The sequence below is a fragment of the Novosphingobium sp. NFX11 genome, from assembly GCF_057376415.1.
Genome location: NZ_CP080385.1, coordinates 1,099,340 through 1,119,661, shown reverse-complemented (window position 1 = coordinate 1,119,661; position 20,322 = coordinate 1,099,340). Strand labels below are relative to the sequence as shown.

Genomic DNA, 20,322 nt, shown 5'->3' with positions numbered 1-20,322 from the left:
GCAGCGGCTGGCTCAGCTGCCCGGCCCTGAGCATCCCGACAAGGCCGGTGCCGATGCGGTAGCGGGCGATCAGGTTGCCCTTGCCGCTCGGCGGGCGCGCGCCGGTCACGCCGTCGCCGAACTGGATGGTGACGGTGCCGTCGTCGGCGGTGCGGGTGGTGAACACCCGGTCGCGCGGGCCTGCACCGACGAAATCCGCGACTTCGCGCCAGCGGGCGGGTCCGATGCGCAGTTCCAGCGTGCTCGCGCGGCCGAGCGGCGTGGGGGCCGATACCCAGGTCAGCGGCTTGCCGGGAAGCGCGACGGCCTGGAAAGCGAGCGTCGCATCGCCGTTGCCGATGGCGTCCTCGCGCGTTTCGCCGTGGCTGGCGGCGACGACGTTGGCGTTGATCCGCAGGCTGCGCGGGGTGAGCGGCGGGTCGATCTCGGCGGTGAAGGTCAGGCGGGTGGCGTCCCGCGCCGGGGAGCGAGTTGCGGCGCGTCGCCGCCCGCCGCGACCGTGCCGATCTGGGCGATGGTGAGGATGCGCGCGGCCGCCGCGCCGCTTGCGGCCTCGGAACCGGTCAGGGCGACGCGCTGGCCGACCGAAAGCCCGGCAACGTGGCGGCTCAGCGTCACGCTCTTGCCGCTGACGGTTTCGGTCACCGGCGTCATCGCCCAGCCGAGCAATTCGCTGACGCCGTGCACGGTGGTCGAGCGCGGCGAGAAGGCCGTCATCGCAGGGCCGCTCAGCTTCAGGCGGGTGACCTTGCCGGACATGCCGAAATCGCTGACGCTGATCTCGCTGGCTTCGGTGACCTTGTAGGTCTCCATAGTCGTCCCGGCGCGCAGCACGACCCAGCTTCCCGCCACGAAGCGTTCGTAGACCTGGTCGAGATCGACATAGTCGCGGGTGGCGGGGAACGGCGCATCGGCCCAGCTGGAACGCCTGCGCGCATAAAGGCCGGGCGCGAGCTTGCGGGTGGTGTCGAACTCGATGATCTCGCTGATGTCGTCCAGGATGCCGCCGTAGCCGATCGCGCTTACGGCGGTGTCGCCGATGCCGCCCACGATGGCCCGCTTGATCGCCTTAGCCTCCAGCGCGGCTGCGGCGATCGGCAGGAATTCGCCGACGCGCAGGGCGAGGGGCAACGACTCCCACGCGGGCGCATTGTGCCCGAACAGGCTGGCGCGCTGGCGCAGAGCGAAGACGCGGGGCGCCAGCTGCGGGATGGCAGCGGCGGTGCCGAGCGGTGCTTCGAGGACGACTTCGCTGCGTGCCGGGATCTGGTCGGCGGTGTCGGGAGGCACATCGGTCACGCCTGCGACGCGGCGGGCCTGCCAGCGGGGGCTGGTGGTCGCGGTGTCCCGCTCGGAGCCGACGATCAGCACCATGTCGCCGGTGCGCAGCTGCGTGGGCGGCTGCAGCATGAGCCTGTCGTCCCCCGCCTTCGGGGCGACGTAGCGGACGCTTTCGGCGCGCAGGTCCTGCCAGTCCGGGCGAGCGTCAATGGCGGCGTCGGTTTCGAAGATCTGGGGCTTCTCGTCGGGGCCAGGGATGCTCATGATCCCGGACCCGACGGGGAGCGAGACGACCTCCGGCGAACCGGGAATGGTGTCGCAGGTCACCGCCAGCCAAGCCGAGGCGGAGACGCCGGGTGCGGGCGCATAGCCGATCAGCCGCGCCAGTTCGAGCACCGAACGCCGCTCGGTGGCGGGGCGCAGGAAACCTTCGTTGCCGATGCGCTCGTTGTAGAAGGCGAGGATGTCGAGCGCAGTGGCCCAGCCGTCGAGCAGGGCGATGGCCGGGTCGGCGGGGTCGCGCGTGGTCAGCCGGGCGAGCGCCGGGGCCTTGTGCAGCCGGTCCAGCATCGCGCCGTTGAAGCCTGCGTGAGTGGCCAGTCGCCACGGGATCATGGCGAGGTTCGCAGCGGGCGTGTCCGGCTGCGTGTCTGCGCCACCGAAGCAGGCGCATTCGGGGTCAGTGGTCATCGTCCGCCCTCCATGTCGAAGCGGATGCGGCCCCGGTCGGGATGGTCGGGGTCGTTGTCGAGCCGCAGCAGTTCCGGGCCGGTCGGTGCGATCACGCCGTCGGCGACCGGGTCTATCGGCGGCGCCCCGGCACGGCCGAAGCGCGTCAGCATCGCCGATCGCACGCCTTCCACCCCCACGGCAGCGGCGAGGATCGCGCTGGCGTGCACCGGGTCGCCGAAGCTGCGGCGGTCGGGATGGAAGAACCCCGGCGTCCCGTCCGGCGCGGTGGCCGCGCTGAAAGTGCGCTCCAGCCGCTGCCGCACATCGGCGAGGATCGCGTCGGGATCGACGCAGACGTGCATCACGATGTCGAGCGGCACGTGGACCGGGTCGGCGACTTCGAGGTCGAAACCGGCCATGCGCTTCGCTTCCAGATGGGCGAAGAGGTCCGCAGCGAAGTCCGGGTCGTCCGTCGCGGACAAGCCGCCGATGCGGTCGACGATGAGGAACACGGTGTACCAGCTTCCCGTCCAGCGAATGCGCGCCTGTGCGCGCTGGACGCCGGGCAGTTCCTCCAGTGCGGCTGCATAGTCGGCCTCGGTCACCGCGCGGTCCTGCCGGGCGACGCGGGCGGGGGCGAAGCGGCGGATGTGCGCGGCATCCTCCCGGTCGCGGCCGCCCTGCGCCGGGAGCGGGTTGGTGACGGCGACGATACCTTCGTGCGGGGGCAGGGCGACGTGGCGCAGCACGTCGCGCCCGACGTTTCCGGCCGCGCCGCCGCCCAGACGGTAGGCGACGGAGAAGCGTGTGCCCAAGGCAGGCCGCACGGCCAGCCGGTCGTCGCCGAAGCGCAAGCTCACGGTGCCGCCGTGCTCGACTTCGGCGACGGCGGCGCGGGCGAAGCGGTCGGCGCCGAGCAGGTCGGGCAGGATGTCCCATGCCTGCGCTCCGTCGTTCAGCTGGATCGCGGCATGGGTGGGCGCTTGGGCGGGCGGGGCAAGAAAGCCGGAGACCGGCCCCGATGCGGCGAAGTCCGGTGCGAAGACGACGCCGGCATGCGCCAGTTGCGGACGATAGGGTCGGTCCGTGTCCCGGGCGGTGTCGGGCAGGAGCGTGGCCTGCGGCTCCCAATGCCCCGCATCGGCAGGGGCGAGGTTCGCCATGGCGAGGGCGCAGGGACGCACTTCACCGGCAAGGCTCAGGCTGTCGAGAGGCAGCGCGAAGGGCAGGGCGTCCTCCTCGTCCCACGCGACGTCGCAGACCGGGGTGCCGTCCACCGGATCGACGGCGTGGCGCACGGCGGTCAGCCGCACCGCATGGCGCAGGCGCGGGTCGGCGTCAGTGGCCGCGCCGGTATCGGGATCGGCGCTCTGGAGCAGCATCAGCAGGTCGCCGGGGGCAAGGTTCAGCCGGGGCTCGTCCACCAGAGTGACGCCGAGCGCGCCGGGCGGCAGGCAGCAGGCCGCATCGGACCAGGTGTGGATGGGGATCGCGTCGTGGGCGGACCACAAGGTCACGTCGGCCATCGTCTCGAAGATCGCCGCGCCCGAGCGTAGCGCCGCGTCGCGCTGCGCGGCGGTCTTCAGCACCGCCTCGCGCCCGGGCTGCATCCCGGCGACGAGCTGACCGGCGGGCAGCACCCGGCCGTCCATCGCCGATCCCGCCGCGACGCCGAAGTGGACGATCGTGCGGGCATTGGCGCCTTCGTCCACGCGGTAGTCGACCAGCCGGGCGTGGCGGCGCAGGGATATGCGGCTGCGCGCGGTGCCGAGGTAGGCTTCGGTGCCCGCCGCGTCCTGCGCGTAGCTGAGCCGGTCTGCGTGGTAAGCCAGCGTCTCCACCAGCGCGAGGTAGGGATCGGCCGCGCCCCGGTCGCGCCAGCCGGGCATCAGCACCGCCAGCCTGTCGAGCATGACGCGGCGGAAGCTGGCGTAGTCCTTCGCGAGATAGTCGATGCGCGGTTCCTCGGCCACGAGCGGGGGCAGCGGTGCACGGGGGCGCAGTCGAATTCGCTGGGGCAACCGGCCTTGAACAGGAAGTCGATGGCGGCAAGGCGCGGGTCGAAGCGCTGCGGTGGTTCCTCCTCCCCGCTCGCGCTGACGAGGTGCAGGACGTAAGTGGAGAAGTCCCCGGCGGCATTGACGCGCAGGCGTATCCGGTTGCCGTCGGTTTCGATCAGTTCCTCCACGCCGATCCCGGTCACGCGGTCGCCGCCGGTCACGCTGAAGTTGGCGGCGACCAGCGGTGGCGAAGCGGGAACGCCATCGGTCTCGCCGGGCAGCGGATGGACGAAGAACACGTCGATCAGGGTCTGATCCGGGGAGGCGATCTCCAGATAGTCGAAGCCGTTGATGGCGTCGGGCTGCGGGTCGCCCAGGGTATCGCGCACTGCCGCGACGCGGCGCGCCTCGCGGCAGAGGTAGCGGGCGGTCATGGCAGCGGCCTTTCGATCGTCGCCAGCTTCGGTTCTCCGCTGGCGCGCAGGACGTAGGCGACGCGGATGCGCAAGGTGGCCTCCTCGATGGTCACTTCCACCTGCCCGACCTCGATCAGATCGCCGAGCCACTGGCCGAGCGCGCCCTGCAGGCCGAGTTCGACGGCCACGGCGATCGAGGGATCGTTGCCGCCGAACAGGATCTGCCGCAGGCCGCTGCCGAAGTCGGGCCGCATCACCCGCTCTCCGGGAGAGGTCAGCAGGAGCTGGCCGATCAGCATCCGCACATAGCCCTCGGCGTTCATGGCGGCGGTGCGACCACCGGAATCGAAGGCGAGGGGGAAGGCGATGTGCGGCGCCTGCGAGGTGGCTGGCTGGGTCATTGCGCGATCACTCTCGTCTGCACGGTGGTGACAGTGGGCGGGCCTTGCGGGATCTGCTCGGCGCTCTTGCACAGGCCCGGCGAGGTGGAGAGGATCAGTGGCTGCCCTCCGGCGGTGACGCGGGTGGCGGGCACCAGCCACTGCACGGTGATGCAGGGCTGGGGCTTGGTGCCCGCGCCTACCGGCACCTGGAACGGGCAGGCGGCGATCGTCGCCATGTCGGCCATGGTCGCGGCGGGCATCCCGCCCAGCATGACGCGCGGCGATCCGGGGGCGATGCTCATCTGCCCGGAGTGGGGGCACATGCCGAGCGCGCCGACGTGGAGGACCGGGCCGGGCATCAGGTCACCACCAGCGCGCCCTGGTTCACGGTCACGGTCGGCCCCGTGAGCATGATCGTCGCGCCCTTGCCGTTGGTGATGGTGATGCCGACGTCGTTGATCGCGATCATCGCGCCGGTCATGGTCTTGAGCAGGAAGCCCCCGGTCGGCCCGGGGGTGTCGCTGATCATCAGCGTGTTCTGCCCGGCGGTCTGGATCACGAAGTTCGACAGGCCGGGCGTGCCCGCCATCGCCAGCGGCGGGACTTCGCTGGTGCTGTGGTAGTAGCACCCGGTCCAGATCGGGTAATTCAGGTTGCCCTGTTCGAACTCCACCCACACGCCCGCGCCGATCTGCGGCAACCAGTGCATGCCCATCTGCTTGCCGGTGGCGGGAAAGCACGGCTCTGCCCATGTCGAGGGGGCGAGGCCGGGACCGTCGGGGACCTGCACCATCAGGCGGCCGGTCTGCATCGGGTCGATGTTGTTGATCACCGTGCCCCGATACTTTCCGTAATAGCGGCGGGTCTCGGTCATGCGGCCACCTCCTGTGTCCATGAGCCGTGCGCATTGCGCGCCAGCTGGAAGTTCTGGCGGAGTTCCCCGCGCTTGATCGAGGTCGTCACCGACTTGACGAGGTAGACGCCGTCGTGATGCGGCCCGGCCCCGCGCACCGGCACCAGCCGCCCGGGCACCAGCACCCGGCCGTAGCGCGCGACGTCGAGCGTGCCCGAGGCACCGACCACGCGGCTGGCCTGCGCGGCTTCTCCCAGCCCGCGCATGACCAGTTCGGGGACGTCGAGCCGTGCCTGCGTCTCCCGGTCCGAATTGCGGCCGAGGTCGGCGAGCTTGGAGAAACGGGCATAAGGTATCCAGCCCGGCCCCATCGGCGGGCTCAGGACCTCTCCGGGAATGGGGATCGGGATGGTGAGGCCGGTGCCGCGCACTTCCTGGCTGAGCAGGTAGGGCAGCAACTTCTGAGTGCCGTCGAAGGTGAAGTTCAGCGACTGCACGTTGGATGCCTGATCCATGTTCACCGTCAGCGCGGGCTGCATCGAGAAGCCCTGGCTGTTGAAGTTGCCGCCCGGCGTCAGGCCGCCGAGGTCCGGGCCCCAGTAGGCGGTCGTCACGCCTTCCTCCTCGGTCGGCTCGACCATGAAGACGTAGCCGCAATCGCGGGCGAGACGGTTGACGTGGCCGTAGTCGGTGCCTTGCTGGACGTGCCAGCCGTTCACCGGATTGGGGATCGTCCAGCTCGGCGGGGAAGGATCGCGGCGATCACACCCAGCGGCGTCCACCGGGCGAGGATGAAGGCGACCTGCCCCATCGGCGGCATCCCCGGCATCGGCAGGCCGGTGACGTCGTACTGGTCCATCAGTTGCGTCACGTCGCCGCCGGTGACGCTGAGGGTGGCCTTGCCGCTCTCGTTCGACTGCGCGACGTCGTAGCGGGCCACGAAACCGTCGAGCAGCACCGTGCGCAGGCCGTCGATGGTGAGCGAGAAGATGAACCGCTTGCCCGGCGTGAACATGCCACCGGGGAGCATCTCGGTCTCCACCGCGCCGCCTTTGGCGAGGTTCAGCTTCATCTGGAAACCGCCGCGCGGGGACTGGCGGGTCACCTGCAGTTCGGTGATCGCGTCGATCAGCGCGGGCGGCACCGGGTCATGGGTGATGAACCCGGTCCGGATCGAGAGCTGCGCGCCCCTAAGCATCGCCCTGCGCCTGATGCGTGGGGCCGGGCAAGGGCACCATGACCCGCGAGCCGGGCGTCGCGGCGAGCGCGTCGATGTCGGACAGCCCGGCCGCGTCGGCGAGGCGCCAGTCCAGTTCCGCCCGGCCGTAGGCCCGCGCCGCGACGAGGTCGGCGCGGTCGCTCACTCCGATTTCGGCGACCCCGGCGGGGAGAACGCTGCGGGCGGCGGGATCAGCCGCCGGGTGACGTAGGCCGCGTGACTGCCGTCTGGCAGCGTGACGGTGGCGAGCGGCAGGCCCTGATAGCGGCTGGTCGCGCCGAATGCGGGCTCGGCGCCGGGGGTAAGGCCGGGCAGGACGGGAAGCTGCGACGTGCTCATTGCAGCGCCTCCAGCCCCAGATCGGACAAGGCCCGTCCGCCGAAGCGCCCGGCGAGGCTCTCCTTGCGCCCCTGATAAGCAAGGTAGAGCGAGGCAGGCCAGCTGGTGAAGCCGAGGTCGTTGGCATTGAGCACCCGCAGCGACAGCTTCACTTTCGCGCGGATCGGATTGAGCGCGGTGTCGAAGGCGTCCTCGGTCACGCTCATGTCGGTCAGGCGCACCGGCATCACCCGCGAACGGCCCCAGACGAAGACGGTCAGCGGTTCCGGCGCGGGCAGCACCTCGATCGCACCGCGCGCCGCCTGTGCGTGGGCCGCGCGCATCGCCGCGAGGCCGGGGTAGAGCATCCGTTCGAGGATCGCGAGCTGCGGCCAGAGGCCGAGCGTGGCGGCATCGTCGGTCGGCTCGGCATTTTCCAGCGCATCGGTGGCGTCGAGTTCGGCTTCCAGCGAGATCGTCTCGGTCGGCGGGCCGGTGAGGCGGGTCGCCTCCTCCGCCGGGGCGCCATCGGTCGCGCCGCGCGGCTGCAGGGTGCGGGAGAGGGTGTCGGGGTTGTACTGCAGCGGCACGACCTCGATCAGCACGCCGGTCTGCGCCTCGACGCGCACGAGACCGGCCTTGAGCAGACGGGGGTGAGGGGGAACTGGCCATCGTCGCGCCTTTTGCTTCAGGGTTTCTTTTTCTTCTTCTCGGCCCAGGGGGATCGAGCAGGTCGATCGAGAGCCCGCGCACCGAGGTGCCCCGGATCTCGTCTTCCTGCTGCCAGCGGTCCCACTGGTTCGGGTTTTGTCGGTACTGGTACGATTCGTAAGCACTGGAGATCGAGCGGCGAGCCAGCCAGTCGCCGATGTCCGCGCCGAACACGCCGCTCCAGAACGGTAGCAGTCCGCGATAGAGAGACTCTGCCGCGGCGGCGTCCCGCAAGTCCACCGACTGCCCGCGCAGCGCCGCGGAACGTGCAAGGGCGGTCCAGTCCACACCCTCGCCGCGCCATGGGAAGAGGCTCTCGTTACTCAGTGGCGGCACCAGCGTGGCATCGAAGCGTGGCGCGTAATCCGAGGGTAGCAGGCTCGCCCCGTAGCGCGGCGCGAAGCGGGGATCGAGGAGGGGGCGGACGCCTCCGGCTCGCTCCCGGCAGGCGGCGGTGCGACATCCGGACGCCCCCGACAAGCGGGCTCGGATCGAGCTGCAGGCGAAAATCGCCGAGCAGGCCGATGCTGGAAAGCTCCGGCGCATCGCGCAGGCGGATGCCGACGCGCCGGTTCTCTTCCACGGGGCCGAAGTCCTGCACTTCGCCCTGCGCGTGGACGTCGAGCAGCGAACCGGGCGGCAGCAGCGGTTCGATCGCCCTGCGCACGGCGACGCCGCGATGGGCGGACAAGTTGGCGTTGTAGGCGTCGTCGCCCTCCAGTGAAGCGTAGCCGTAGACGTCCACCCACAACCTGCGGCTGCGCCCGCGCATCAGGCCCTCGATCGTGGCGACGTCGCCGGGGTCGAGGTCGGCGCTGTCGCGCTCGAACAGGACGTGGCCGGTCTCCGGCATCACGCCTTCGCCGCGCTCGAACGCATCGCGCGGGGGCGCCGAGCCGATGCCGCGCGGGCGGGGCGGATCGTCGTGGAGCGCGATCGGCGGCGCGGCTCCGGTACGGGCCTGCGCGACGTGGGCGAGTTCGTGAAGCAGTACCGGCGCGCCCGCTCCGGCACCCAGCACGACCTCGTCCCCCAGAGCGAAGGCATTGGCGCCCAGCACGTGCGTGCGCTCCCGTGCCTCGGCCCCGGTGTGGAGGCGTACTCCGGCCAGGTCGATGCCCAGCTGTGCCTCGGCCTGTCGCCGCACCGTGCCCGGCAGCAGGGAGCCGCCGCTGCGGGGGAGCAGTCCGGCCTCGTCCCGGGCTGCCCGGCGGGATGCGGGCAGCCCGCCGAGCAGCCCCGGTGCGGCCAGCCCGCGCACGGCGGTATCGTGCGCGCGGTTCTCCAGCGTGGGGCGTGCCGCTTCAGGAGAAGCGCGGGGGAGGGCGCGTTCATGGACGGTCCTCCCGGGGCCTGCCGTTCGCGTCGAGGCTCCGGAATTCCCCGGCGGTGTCGAGTGCGGGAGCCCCTGCGCGGCGCGGGGCGGGTGTCTCTGGCACCGGGCAGACCTGATCCGGATTGAGCGTGACGATCAGATTGGTGACGCTCGCCTCGGACAAAGTTCCTTCGGCCGTACGCGGGGTCAGCCCGGCAAAGCCGATCTCGGCATCGGCGATACGGCCGATGTGCACCGCGCCGGTGCGAACGTCACGCGATCCGCGTCCGCGCGTCGGGAAGCGCAAGTCGAGCGCGCTGAGATCGAAATGATCGAGCCCTACCGCCAGTGCGCCGAGGCGCTCGGGATTGGTGATGCCCTGACGGCGGAGGCTCGGGTAGGCGTTGAAGATCGGATCGAGCGGTTGCAGCGCCCCCGTGACCGTGAGGCCCCCGAGCGCGTGCGGCGCGAGTGTCGCCGTCCCTATCGATCCCAGCGAGACGGTGAGATCCGAACCGTTGTCCAGCCCCAGCGCGAGCGCCAGCCGGTCGATCCTGAGCGGAGCGGCGTAGTCCGTGCCGCCGGAGTCCGAGGATGCCGACGGTGCGCGGGGAGAGCGTGCGCGCAGCAGGGTTTCCAGGTCGATCCGGCCCGCCTCCGCCTCGCGCAGGTGATTGCCTTCGAGGTTCCATTCGAAGAAGTCGCGATAGATCGGGATCGGCTCCGGCGTGGGTCCCATGCCTTCGGGATCGCCCGGCGGGTAGAAGTGGAAGCCGGCCCCGATGAAAAGCGTCGATCCTTCGAGGTGGAAGTCCACCAGGGCATCGGCGAGGTTGGGGATCTGGCCCTCGAGGTCGGCGTAATTGATCGAACCGTTGGTGATCGGAACGTTCACCCCGAAGGTGTAGTCCAGCGAAGGGATGCCCAGCGCCCCGTCGATCCCGTAGGCGCCGGCGAGCGTGAAGCTGCCGTTGACGTGGCTGAACAGCTCGTGGTTCGCGGCGAGCCATGCCGCGCCCGCATCTCCCGCCAGATAGCGCGAGGCTGTTGCCCCGCTGCCGCTTCCCCGCCTGACGGGATCGGATCGATGCGGAACCACGCGTCGGTGATCGTCGCCGAGGAATCTCGATGACGCGGCGGCCCTGGTTGTTGCCGCCGAGATCCACCGCGACTTGCGGGGACTCGATGCGGCGGATGTCGAGGTGGATGCCCGCACCCTCGTCGTCGTAGCGCAGGCCGCGTGCGTTGAGGCCGGCGAGGGTGACGTGGCCGCCTTCCGCCGCGTTGTAGGACAGTCGATCGCCGCCGATGCCGGTGCCTTCGCCGAACATGTCGTGCCGGGTGCCGCCCGCTCCCCGGCGTACGCGGATGCGCTGGTCGGGATCGCCCATCACGTAGCCGACGATCTGGGTGGCGGACCAGTTGAGGAGGTCGATGCTCATCGGCCCGTCGCCCGCGAGGTTCGCCTGAAGCACGTCGGCATCGAAGGCCATGCGGGCATTGAGCGAGCCGACCAGCTGCGCCTGCAGCCGCTCGGTGTGAAGTGCTTCGGCGCGCACGATCCCGGTGATCGCGGTGCCTCCGGTGGAGGGCACGATCTCCAGCGGCTCGTTGGTGGCGGGATCGGCAGGGCGGCCGACAAGGACAGGGCCGACCGTGAAGGGCTCGCTCTCCGGCAGGTCCAGCCAGAGGTCGAGGCTCGCAAGGTGAATACGCATCCCCGAGGCGGCCACCTGGCCAAGGCGCAGTTCGTCGATGACGATGCGTTCGTAGGGCGTGCCTGCAGCCGCCGCTGCCGCGGGCGTGGGATGCAGGTGCACCGAGAGCCGCGCGGTGATGTCGCTGACCGTGATCTCGCTGGTGTCGGGGGCGAGGATCTGCATCGACGGTCCCGAAAGCTCCAGCTGGGAGAGGTTCAGGCTGTCCAGATGCAGCGGCGCGCTGCCGTTCGCGCCGATCGAGACGACATTGCCGGAATAGCGGATCAGCCCGGTGTCGAAGTTGCGGAACCCATAGCCGAGATCGACACCCGGCCCGGTGCCGTCTCCGTAGTGGACCGTGCCCGCGCCCGAGATTCCCGTAGCACGTCCCTCGATCGCACCGCCGGGATCGAAGGCGAAGTCGATCCTTCCCGCGTTCAGCATGCCGCTCGCGCGCAGTTGTTCGCCGTAGCGCACGAGGAAGTCGGTCTCCACCGAGCCGATCGAGCCGCGCGCCCTTGCTGCACCGGCGGTCGGCACGATGGTGGTCGCCGCGCCGCCGAGGCCGATCAGCAGGTTGTGGACGTTGATGTCGGACAGCGTCGCCGCCTCTCCCGGCACGAAGCGCCCGCCCGGCGCAGCCTCGGGCAGTTCCAGGTGCAGCGAACCGGCATCGACGACGATCCGCGCGGCGCTGATGCGGTCGACATGGAGGCTGTCGATCGCGAATTCGCTGCGCTCGTCCGCCAGCGAGGAATAGCGGCCGGAGAAGCGCACGCCGGTGGCCACCGTCGGGCCGTCGGCGCGGATCGTGGTGCCGTCGGCGGTGTGCCAGCGGATGCGGCTGAAGGTCAGGCTGTCGAGCCGCAGCGCATTGATCCGCGTGTCGCCGCCCGCCAGGACGACCTGCCCGGACACGTCGCCGCGCGTGATATGCATGCCCCCGCCGCTGCGTCCGTCCGCGCCGCGATAGGTGACTTCGGTGTCGGAGGCGACGAGGGCATCGAGGGCGACGGTCATCGTGCCGTCGCTGGCCATGTCGACGCTGACCGCGCGGGGCGCGCGCTCAGCCCCTTCCGGCCGATCGAGCTGGCCGTCGGCCTCCAGCATCCGGCCCATCGCGAAACGGAAGCGCATCTGGTCGAACCCGGCGACCTCGATGGCGCCGGACATCCGCGTCTTCTCGCCGCCGAGGTCGATGTCGAACCCTCGCAGCGCCAGCCCGAGCAGGGCGCCGGAGGTGATCTCGACCCGGTACGAACTGCTGCCGGCAACCAGTTTCTCGTAGCCGAGGCCGCTGCCTTCGATCCGGCCGATGCGGAAGGTCTCGATGTGGATGTTGCGGAAATCGATGCCGCCGTTCTCTCCGGTGCGGCGGCGCAGCAGGATGTCGGCGGTGATGTCGCGCGCGGTGCTCAGGCCATCCGCCCAGATGTGATGGGTGCCGTTGTTGTAGTCGAGGGCCTGCAAGTCGAGCTGGCGCACCACGAGCCCCTCGACATGCAGCCCATCGGTAGCCACCCGCAACCCGGCGCTGACACCCGAGAGGGTGAGGGCCTGTCCCTCGCGCTCGGTGATGACAGCGCCGTGGATGCCGCGCACCGCCACGGAACTGGCCCCGATCCGCGCGGAAAACGCCTCGCCGCCGCCTGCCGAGATGGTCGGTCCGGTCACGGTGACTTCGCGCACGCGGATGTCGAGCAGTTCGCCCAGCTGGCGCGACACTTCCAGCAGTTCGCGTTGGTCCTGCGGCGAGCGGGCCAGCCCTTCCGGCACGCCGATGCCGAGCGAACGGCTCCGCAGTTCCTCGTAGCGACCGACCAGCGGGCGCAGGCGCAGCAGGTGCTCGCGCTCGGCGGGCAGAGGAGGCGGATCGGCGCGCAACTGCGCCTCGATCGCGGCGAGCGTGGGGATCGTCGCGGGCAGGGCGAGGTCGCGCAGGGTGAAGTCGTCGGCGGTCACACTCGGTCCGCTCGCCGCTGTGCCGAGGCGTGCGGGCGAAGGGGGACCGGCACTGACGAAGCGGCGGATCGCCTCCTCGCTGGTCATCTGGCGGAAGGCCAGCGCGGCGGTGTCGCCGCCGCCGCGTATGCCGGTCAGTTCCGCATGGCCAAGGCGGACCGGGCCGTCCACGCCGTCGACGCTGACCCGCGCAATGGCGATGGAGAGGCCGCCGACACCGCCCACGCCCGTCTCGGCCTGCAAGGTGTCGAGCCGTGCCTGCTCGGCGGGGCTCAGGCGATGCCCTGCCTGCAGCCGCGCCATGAGCCCCAGCATTTCCGCCTCCAGCGGCTCCAGTGCGGCGAGCCGGGGCCGCAGCTCCTCGCGATCGGCGACCAGCCCAGCGACCTGTTCAGGAGCGGCGGCGCGCGCCTGTTCGATCCGCGCGTCGAGGACGAAGATCTGCGCGCGCAGCGCCGCCGCGCGGTTGCCGCCTGCCGCCGCCGTGAAGCCCTCGACCGAGAGGCTGGCAACGCGCAGGTCGCCCATGTGCAGGCCCTGCGCGTCGATGCGCCCGACCGAGATGGTCGCGGTGCCCAGCGAGGTGTTCGCCGCCGCCCGCTCGGTCAGCGCGTCGCGGTTGAGCGCGAGGTCCCACAGCAGGCCGAGCACATGGCCCAGGACCGGGGAATCGGGCAGCGGTGCGGTCTGGAAACTGGCGCTGGCATCGACTCCGGCGATGCCGAGGTGGCGCAGGCCGGTCGGTTCGGCGTCCCCCGCGCGGGTGTGGACGATCTCGTCGAGCGAGACGTCGTCCACATGGAAGCGCCCGGCACGCGGCGCCCGCAAGTCCTCTGGCGCGAAGGTGATCGCGAAATCGAGGTCGGTGAGCGAGACCGCCCCCGCGCGCAGCGTCGATCCGGTCGAGACGGAGGCGAACCGGGTGAGCGCGATCCGGCTGGCCCGCACGCGCATGAAACCGGCGGGCTCGTTGATCTCGATATCGACGACGTTGGGCTGGGCGAGCGCCGCCTCGCGGTTGTCCGAGCCGATGGAAATCCGCTCGCCCGGCGACCGCGCCAGCACCGCGCCGGTGTAGAGCGGAGCCCCGGCGTTGCCCTCCAGCTGTTCGAGGTCGACGGTCACCCTGAGCCCGGTGGTCTCGGCATACGTCGCGGGTTCCCCGGTGAAGGGGTCGGTGCCGTGGACAGGGCGGGTGTACTCCTCCAGTTCGTAGGCGCCGGTGCCGAACAGCATCGCCAGCAGGTGGCGGCTGCTCCGTGCGGCGCTGACCGTGTGTGGGCGCGGGAACGTGCGCCCCACGCGCGGGTCGTAGAGCGCGAAACGTTCGACCAGCGCCCCAAGCGCCTCGCGGGTCCAGGCCCGTTGGCGGTGCGACTGCTCGAAGATCCAGTCAAAGTCGCCCGCCGTGATGCCCATCTGGACCAGCAGCGCCAGATCGGCAGGGTTCGTCCCGTCCCATGCCGCCGGGTCGGCCAGCTGGCGGCGCAGCGGGGTTTCCCCGCGCTCGTCAGGGCGGGTGAAGGCGAACGACAGCCCTGCCTCGTGGAGCATCGACTGCGACAGTGCCCCGGCGATCCGGGCGGCATAGGCGCCGCGATCCTCAAGCTCGAAGGCGCGGCGCTGGTCCTCGGGCAGGGCGCGCAGGATGTGGAAGGCGAACAGCGCCTCCTCGAACGTCACCTCATCGATGGTAATGATCCACAGGAAGGTGCTGACGTGGAGCAGCCGCCGCAGGTCCTCGCGATTGAACGCCGGATCGCGGGCGCCGAGGACAGTGGCGAGATCGTTCCAGTAGCGTCGGTCCTGTTTTACCCCGTCGGAGAGGGCGGAGAACAGGCGGCGCATCAGGCCCAGGACGTCAAGCCTTCGCACGACGGCCTGCAGGACGGACAAGCCGGGCGCCGGGCGCGTGGAGGCGGGCGCGGTTCCTTCCGGCGGCGCGTGGGCAGGAGCCGGCACGGCGAGCGCGGCCAGTCGCACGAACAGGCGATAGGCCGCCTCGGCGCTGTCGTCGAAGGCGCGGGCGGCGGCGATCAGTTCGGCCTGTCCTTCCAGCAGCGCGCCCGCCTCTGCGGTGAGGTCGGACAGGGAGCCGTCTTCGCCGCGAACCACGATAAGCCCGGCCATGGCGGCTTCGGCGCGCAGGTCGTCCGGCAGTTCCTCGATCAGCCGCAGGTAGAGGCGGCCCTCGTCGAGCGACTGGAAGCGCGCCTGCTCGGCGGGCGGCATCGCGCGCAGCATGTCCCAGGCGAGCGAGGCTTCCCAGTCCCGCACTGCCCAGTCGAAGAAGCTGCGGCTCAGCAGGGTGCGCATCCGGGCCATGGTCCTGTCCGGCCGCCGGGTGCGGACGAGCATCGCGAAGCCGCGCGCTTCGGGCGTCTCCCCGGCGGTCGACGGGTTCGAGCGCGCCGATCCAGCGATCGACGATGCCTGCGCCGTCGAGCCGGGCGATGACGCTCTGCAGGCTGCTTTCCGGTAAGGGGGAACGGCGGCGTCGGGTGCGGGTGTCGGCGCGCCCGAGAAGCGCGGGTCCGGCACCGCGAGTGCGGGGTTTTCAGCCAGCAGCCGAAGCGCCTCACGGGCGTCCTCGCGGCTGGCGTCGGTGAGCATGATGGAGAGGGTGCGGCGCAAGTCCTCTTCGCGCCGGGTGAGGTCGGGCGCGGCCGCACGCCGTCCCGCTTCGGTGCGCGCGGCCCGGCGGCCGGCCTCCTCGCGGCCGTATTCGGGCATGGCGGTTGTGCGCAAGGCGCGCAGGTCCGCGCCGTTGTCGCCGCCTTCGAGGCGCGTGAGCTGGCCGATCGGCACGCGGCGCAGCGTGGTGACGGCGGCGTGATGTTCGGCCGGACTGAGCGAGCCGGGGTCGAGCCGCATCGCCCGGAAGATGCGATGGCCGTTGTCGGCGCGGTCCAGCATGTCCGTGGTGAACGATTCCGCTGCGGCCAGAACCTCGCGCCGATGGCTGCGCGCATGATCATCGCCAAGGCCGTTCGCGAGCGCGGCGAGCGGCCCGGTGCCCAGCTGCGCCGTCAGCACCCGCGCCGTCTCGAAAGGCAGCGGCGCGAGCAGGTCCAGCACGCGGGTCACGGCATCGGCGGACGGGGTTTCCTGCGCGAGCAGGCGAACCATGTCCTCGCGCTCGTCCCGGTAATTGGCCTCGACAACGTCTTCCAGACTGCGTGCGGGTGGCGGCTCGGCCCCGTCGAAATGCAGCGCGCCGCCGGTCGCCGCACGCGGGCGCGGCGCCATGCCTCCGCCGAGCAGGGTTGCGGCCAGGCGCTCGGCCTCGCGCTCGGCGGCAAGCGGCGACGGCGGTGTCGCGGAATGCAGGCGGCCTTGCGCGACATGGACAAGTTCGTGCGCCAGCGTCAGGCGGCTCGCCTCGGATGCCGGATAGTAGCCGCGCAGCCACACCACATTGCCCCGCGCCGCGCCGCGCGCCCCGGCATCGGCCAGCAGGCGGTCGCCCTCGCGATCGAGCCGGAGATCGACCTCGCTCGCCGCAAGGCCGAGAGCCGGGGCGAGGCAGGCGAGCGCGCCTTGCGCGGCCTCGCGCGGCGCGCTCACGCTCTCGGTCGAGGAAGGGGCGGCGCGTTCGCTCATGGCGCGCGGCCTTGGCCCGCGATCCCCGCATGGACGCGGGCGGCGGCGGCGCGGCCGATCTCCTCGGGGCGGGGCCGGGCGGGAAGACGCGGCGGCGCTGCGGCGCGCGACAGGCCGCGCTGGCCGACGAGACGCTCCAGCTCGGAGGAGAAGGCCGCCCCGGCGCGCCCTGCCTCATCGGCGTTGAGGCCGTGGAAAACCAACTGGCCGACCTCGATCGCCACGCGGCTCACAGCCAGCCTCCCAGTTCGGCCGAAGTGACCGGCCGCTCCAGCTTGCGGCATTCGAGCACGGCGGCTTCGTGCAGGTGGCGCATCTCCACGGCGTCCCCTTGCGCTGCCGCGAGGAACGCGGCGTTGACGGCGATGCTGCGGATGTTGCCGGGCGCGACGTTGAGGCGCGCGAGGCGCTCGAAGTCCAGCCCTTCGGTCGGCGTGGCTTGCGGGAAGGCGCGTTCCCAGACGGTCCGGCGCAGCGCTTCGTCCGGGAAGGGGAAGGCCACCACGAAGCGCAGGCGGCGGAAGAACGCCCCGTCTAGCGCTTCGCGCTGGTTGGTGGTGAGGATGGCGAGGCCGGTGTAGCTCTCCATGCGCTGCAGGAGGTAGCTGACTTCGATGTTGGCGTAGCGGTCGTGCGCGTTGCCGACTTCGCTGCGTTTGCCGAACAGCGCGTCGGCCTCGTCGAACAGCAGCACCGCGCCGCTGCCCTCGGCGGCGGCGAACACGCGTGAGAGGTTCTTCTCGGTCTCGCCGATGTACTTGCTGACGACGCCCGCCAGATCGACGCGAACCACGTCGGTGCCGAGGTCGGCGGCGATGACTTCGGCGGCCATCGTCTTGCCGGTGCCGCTGGAGCCCGCGAACAGCGCCGCGATGCCGAGGCCGCGCCCACCGCGCGATGCAAAGCCCCAGTCCTCGTGGACGTGGCGGCGGTACCGCACTTGCGCGGCGATGGCGTGCAGCGCGGTCTTGAGTTCTGCGGGAACGATGAGGTCGTCCCACGTGGCGACGGGGTGGATGACTTCGGCGATGGCGGCGATACGCGCCTGTGCATGGGCGCGGGCCTCGCGGTGGAGCAGGTCGCGCGCGGCTTCGCGGTCCAGCCCTTCGGCCAGCGGGCCGAGGCGCGCGATGGCGGTCGGGCCGATGGCGAACTGGCTGGCCAGGGCTTCGCTCGCGCCGTTGAGCCTGGCGGCCTGAGCCTGCCCCAGCGCCCGCGTCCAGAGGGCATGGCGCTCGGGCGCTTCAGGCACTTGCAGTGTCGCGGAGATAAAGGGGCGGCGGCATGGCAGCGCCCCCGCGCCGCCGCTGACGATGATGCAATCGTCCAGTCGATCGACGAGATCGGCGGCGAGCGCCGCCTGTTCGGGGGCGATGTCTTCGGGCAGCTCGATCAGCAGCGCGAGGCCGCCCAGCAGCGCCTCTCGCCGCCACAGGGCTGCGAAACCGTGGCGCTCGGCGGGAGTGGGCGGCAGGTTCGCCGCGCCGAGAACATGGAGGCGGCGCCCCAGCCGGGTCGCCGCAGTCTGGGCGATGAGCCGGGCGTCGGCGGGCTCGCCGTGATGCAGGTGGATCGCGGGTGCCTCTCCGTCCGCGCGCATCGACCACCAGCGCTCGACCAGCCGCTCCGCCTGGGCGCGGCCGGAGGGGCCGATTTCCGCGCCCGCCGCCACCGGGCGGACGAGCGGGGCGAGGCGTTCGTCAAGCGCGTCCTCTCCCAGCAGCGCGAGGAGGATGCGTTCGTCGATCAGGAGTTCGGAAAGGGTCGGTCGGTCGGGATCGGCGAGGCGCAGGCATCGCAACGCGCGCAGCGGGGCGTCGGGACGCAGCGCCGACCATGCCGCCTCCGGCAGTACCGCCATGGCGAGGGCGGCGGTGATGCGGCCTTGCGGGTCGCCGGTCACGGCGGCACAGAGCGCTACGGAGCGTGCACTCAAGTGCGGCAGAGCGGCCAGCAGCAGGCAATCACGGGCGAATGCGATGAGGCCAAGGCGCTCGGCGAGACGCCTTGCCGGCCCACCGGATTGGGCGGCCTCCAGCGCTGCGTGCAATGTCGCTTCGGAGGCTGCGATTTGCTCGCCCGTTCGCGCGGCGGCAAGCGCGAGGTGCGCTTCGATCACGGCGATCTCGCCGGCGAGAGACGGCGCGCTCATATCGTCACCAGCGGGGTGGCGAAGCGGCCGTCGCCGCCGGGGGTGAGCAGGCTTTCGGCGCCGTCGATGCGCAGGCGCACGAGGTAGTCGCCGCGCGCGATGGCGCGATAGGGGATTGCGATCTGCGCAGCCTCGTCCACGCTTTCGGCTAGGCCATTGGCGGCGGGAGCGGCGATGGCATAGCCGCGTGGAGGCCGCGAGGCGGGAGCGCCGCGCTCGTTGAGCAGCACTTCGACCCGCTGGTCACGGCCGATGGCGCGGGCGGCGGTGACCGTCAGGGTGCCGTCGGCGTAAACGATGCCGTCGATGGTCCGCGTCGCGGAATTGGCGGCGGAGACGGTGTTCACCACCGGGCGCAGGATCAGCGCGGCGGCGTTGGAGAACACGCCTTCGTGCGCGGTGGCCGGATCGCCCATTTGGCGCGGGTGGATGACGGTGACGCTCTGCACTCCGGCGCGCGGGCGAGGGGCGGCGGCAAGGTCCACGTTCAGGATGTGGGCGCGGGAATCGGAGGCGGGCGCGTGGTCGGTGGCGCCGATGCGGACCACGGTGCCGCTGGCGGCGAGCAGGCGCAGGCCGGAGATTGCCAGCGTGTCCTCGGTGGTCACCGCGGCGCTTGGATCACCCGGCAGACCGATCCGCGTGATCTCGGGCAGCGCCAGCGTCTCGCCGAAGACGGCGCGGGCGGTGGCGGGCAAGGCGGTGCGGCCTTTCGCGCGCGGATCGATGAGCACGACGCTCGCTTCGTAGGCGACGGTGGTGCGGTAATGCGCCTGGAATGCCGACCAGATCCGCGACATGTCCTCCAGCGCGACGGCGGTGGGGGTCAGCTTGACCAGTTCGATCTGGTCGGCGAGGCCGCAGTTCTCCAGCGCCGTGGCGAGCGGGCTCGCCGCCGTGGGCACCAGTGCGCGGCGCACCGCCTCGCGCGTCAGCACCGCGTTCTCGCCGAGGATGCGCAAGGTGTGGCCGAGCAGGACTTCGGCGACGAACATCTCCGCCGCGAAGGTCGTGACGAGGTAGTACAGCGTGAACGCCAGCGGCGGTGCGGAGACGAGGTCGCCGCCGCTGTCGCGCCCAGGCAGCCCGAGATTGCGCCAGGCCGCGTTGGGCGTGACCTGATGGAGATAGAGGTTCACCCGCGTCGGCTCGGGCTGGCCGGGCTTGGCGACGAGGTCGGGCGGCCCGGCACTGACGCCGATGGTGCCGACCGCGTCGCCTGCCTTGTCGAGCGCAAGGCCCTCCACCACGAGCTGGCGCAGCACGGCGGTGACTCCGGCGATGGCGAAAGGCGTGCTCATCGTGCGCGCTCCCCGCCCGAAAGGAACTCTGCGAGCGAGGGGCCGGGCGACGGCGCAGGCGAGGCGGGCTGGCGCCGTGCGGGCGCCGGAACGGGGGCGAGGGCACCGCATGGACGTCTATGCGCTCGATCCGGATGATGACCGGCGGCTCGCCTCGGGGCGTCGAAACGGAGCGTTGGCGAGGTTGCGGAGCGGCGGGTGTGGGCCGGGGTATCGCATGCGCGACCGGCCGAGGAGCGGGTTCGACGGGACGCGGCGAGGGTGCCTGAACGTCCGGGCCGGGCGTTGTGCCGGCGCGTGCGTGGACTTCGACGTGGCGCACGATCTCCTGCAGCACCGTGCGTTCGGAGATCTGGAGGTTCGGGGAGGGCGAGTTGGGCACGAGGCGGGGAGCCGGGCGGTCAGGCGCCTGGGTCGGGGGTGCGTGAGCGCAGGC

The 20,322-nt window shown here is 71.4% G+C and carries 17 protein-coding genes; all 17 read right to left on the bottom strand.

Annotated elements, in window-relative coordinates; translation table 11 throughout:
• Window positions 1-438 precede the first annotated feature (438 nt).
• The gene (locus KZO24_RS22915) at window positions 439-1,971 is read right to left on the bottom strand and encodes a hypothetical protein (RefSeq protein ID WP_486487272.1); all 1,533 of its coding nucleotides are present in this window, start codon (window positions 1,969-1,971) and stop codon (window positions 439-441) included.
• Complete coding sequence (locus KZO24_RS22910) at window positions 1,968-3,926, bottom strand: baseplate J/gp47 family protein (protein ID WP_486487271.1); 1,959 nt, start codon at window positions 3,924-3,926, stop codon at window positions 1,968-1,970. The genes KZO24_RS22915 and KZO24_RS22910 overlap by 4 nt, the downstream gene beginning before the upstream one ends.
• Window positions 3,842-4,387, bottom strand: coding sequence for a hypothetical protein (locus KZO24_RS22905; protein ID WP_486487270.1), 546 nt, complete (start codon window positions 4,385-4,387; stop codon window positions 3,842-3,844). Before KZO24_RS22905 ends, KZO24_RS22910 begins: the two co-directional genes overlap by 85 nt.
• The gene (locus KZO24_RS22900) at window positions 4,384-4,770 is read right to left on the bottom strand and encodes a GPW/gp25 family protein (RefSeq protein ID WP_271184452.1); all 387 of its coding nucleotides are present in this window, start codon (window positions 4,768-4,770) and stop codon (window positions 4,384-4,386) included. The genes KZO24_RS22905 and KZO24_RS22900 overlap by 4 nt, the downstream gene beginning before the upstream one ends.
• Window positions 4,767-5,111, bottom strand: coding sequence for a PAAR domain-containing protein (locus tag KZO24_RS22895; RefSeq protein WP_271184453.1), 345 nt, complete (start codon window positions 5,109-5,111; stop codon window positions 4,767-4,769). The genes KZO24_RS22900 and KZO24_RS22895 overlap by 4 nt, the downstream gene beginning before the upstream one ends.
• Window positions 5,111-5,626 carry a phage baseplate assembly protein V gene (locus KZO24_RS22890; RefSeq protein ID WP_008831698.1) on the bottom strand — a complete coding sequence of 172 codons (516 nt, stop codon included), beginning with the start codon at window positions 5,624-5,626 and terminating at the stop codon, window positions 5,111-5,113. The genes KZO24_RS22895 and KZO24_RS22890 overlap by 1 nt, the downstream gene beginning before the upstream one ends.
• Window positions 5,623-6,324, bottom strand: a complete 702-nt coding sequence (locus tag KZO24_RS22885; protein ID WP_486487269.1) for a hypothetical protein — start codon at window positions 6,322-6,324, stop codon at window positions 5,623-5,625. The genes KZO24_RS22890 and KZO24_RS22885 overlap by 4 nt, the downstream gene beginning before the upstream one ends.
• Entirely contained in the window at window positions 6,321-6,803 is a 483-nt protein-coding gene (locus KZO24_RS22880; protein ID WP_486487268.1) for a hypothetical protein, read from the bottom strand. Before KZO24_RS22880 ends, KZO24_RS22885 begins: the two co-directional genes overlap by 4 nt.
• Window positions 6,796-6,969 (bottom strand): hypothetical protein, encoded by a 174-nt coding sequence (locus KZO24_RS22875; RefSeq protein WP_486487267.1) that lies wholly within the window; start codon window positions 6,967-6,969, stop codon window positions 6,796-6,798. Before KZO24_RS22875 ends, KZO24_RS22880 begins: the two co-directional genes overlap by 8 nt.
• A complete protein-coding gene (locus KZO24_RS22870) occupies window positions 6,966-7,163 on the bottom strand; it encodes a hypothetical protein (protein WP_486487266.1) in 198 nt (65 codons plus the stop codon). The genes KZO24_RS22875 and KZO24_RS22870 overlap by 4 nt, the downstream gene beginning before the upstream one ends.
• Entirely contained in the window at window positions 7,160-7,771 is a 612-nt protein-coding gene (locus KZO24_RS22865; RefSeq protein WP_486487265.1) for a hypothetical protein, read from the bottom strand. Before KZO24_RS22865 ends, KZO24_RS22870 begins: the two co-directional genes overlap by 4 nt.
• A 401-nt stretch (window positions 7,772-8,172) precedes the next feature.
• Window positions 8,173-9,114, bottom strand: coding sequence for an eCIS core domain-containing protein (locus tag KZO24_RS22860; protein ID WP_486487264.1), 942 nt, complete (start codon window positions 9,112-9,114; stop codon window positions 8,173-8,175).
• Window positions 9,115-9,184: 70 nt separating this feature from the next.
• Window positions 9,185-9,475 (bottom strand): hypothetical protein, encoded by a 291-nt coding sequence (locus tag KZO24_RS22855; RefSeq protein ID WP_486487263.1) that lies wholly within the window; start codon window positions 9,473-9,475, stop codon window positions 9,185-9,187.
• Window positions 9,441-16,433, bottom strand: a complete 6,993-nt coding sequence (locus KZO24_RS22850; RefSeq protein WP_486487262.1) for an eCIS core domain-containing protein — start codon at window positions 16,431-16,433, stop codon at window positions 9,441-9,443. Before KZO24_RS22850 ends, KZO24_RS22855 begins: the two co-directional genes overlap by 35 nt.
• A complete protein-coding gene (locus tag KZO24_RS22845; RefSeq protein WP_271184457.1) occupies window positions 16,430-16,666 on the bottom strand; it encodes a hypothetical protein in 237 nt (78 codons plus the stop codon). The genes KZO24_RS22850 and KZO24_RS22845 overlap by 4 nt, the downstream gene beginning before the upstream one ends.
• Window positions 16,663-18,585, bottom strand: a complete 1,923-nt coding sequence (locus KZO24_RS22840) for an AAA family ATPase (RefSeq protein WP_486487261.1) — start codon at window positions 18,583-18,585, stop codon at window positions 16,663-16,665. The genes KZO24_RS22845 and KZO24_RS22840 overlap by 4 nt, the downstream gene beginning before the upstream one ends.
• A complete protein-coding gene (locus KZO24_RS22835; RefSeq protein ID WP_271184459.1) occupies window positions 18,582-19,886 on the bottom strand; it encodes a Pvc16 family protein in 1,305 nt (434 codons plus the stop codon). The genes KZO24_RS22840 and KZO24_RS22835 overlap by 4 nt, the downstream gene beginning before the upstream one ends.
• Window positions 19,887-20,322 lie beyond the last annotated feature (436 nt).

Coding starts and splice junctions, on each gene's coding strand:
- KZO24_RS22915 (WP_486487272.1), bottom strand. CDS start 1,971: ATGACCACTGACCCCGAATGCGCCTGCTTCGGTGGCGCAGACACGCAG.
- KZO24_RS22905 (WP_486487270.1), bottom strand. CDS start 4,387: ATGACCGCCCGCTACCTCTGCCGCGAGGCGCGCCGCGTCGCGGCAGTG.
- KZO24_RS22900 (WP_271184452.1), bottom strand. CDS start 4,770: ATGACCCAGCCAGCCACCTCGCAGGCGCCGCACATCGCCTTCCCCCTC.
- KZO24_RS22895 (WP_271184453.1), bottom strand. CDS start 5,111: ATGCCCGGCCCGGTCCTCCACGTCGGCGCGCTCGGCATGTGCCCCCAC.
- KZO24_RS22890 (WP_008831698.1), bottom strand. CDS start 5,626: ATGACCGAGACCCGCCGCTATTACGGAAAGTATCGGGGCACGGTGATC.
- KZO24_RS22880 (WP_486487268.1), bottom strand. CDS start 6,803: ATGCTTAGGGGCGCGCAGCTCTCGATCCGGACCGGGTTCATCACCCAT.
- KZO24_RS22870 (WP_486487266.1), bottom strand. CDS start 7,163: ATGAGCACGTCGCAGCTTCCCGTCCTGCCCGGCCTTACCCCCGGCGCC.
- KZO24_RS22850 (WP_486487262.1), bottom strand. CDS start 16,433: ATGAGCGAACGCGCCGCCCCTTCCTCGACCGAGAGCGTGAGCGCGCCG.
- KZO24_RS22840 (WP_486487261.1), bottom strand. CDS start 18,585: ATGAGCGCGCCGTCTCTCGCCGGCGAGATCGCCGTGATCGAAGCGCAC.
- KZO24_RS22835 (WP_271184459.1), bottom strand. CDS start 19,886: ATGAGCACGCCTTTCGCCATCGCCGGAGTCACCGCCGTGCTGCGCCAG.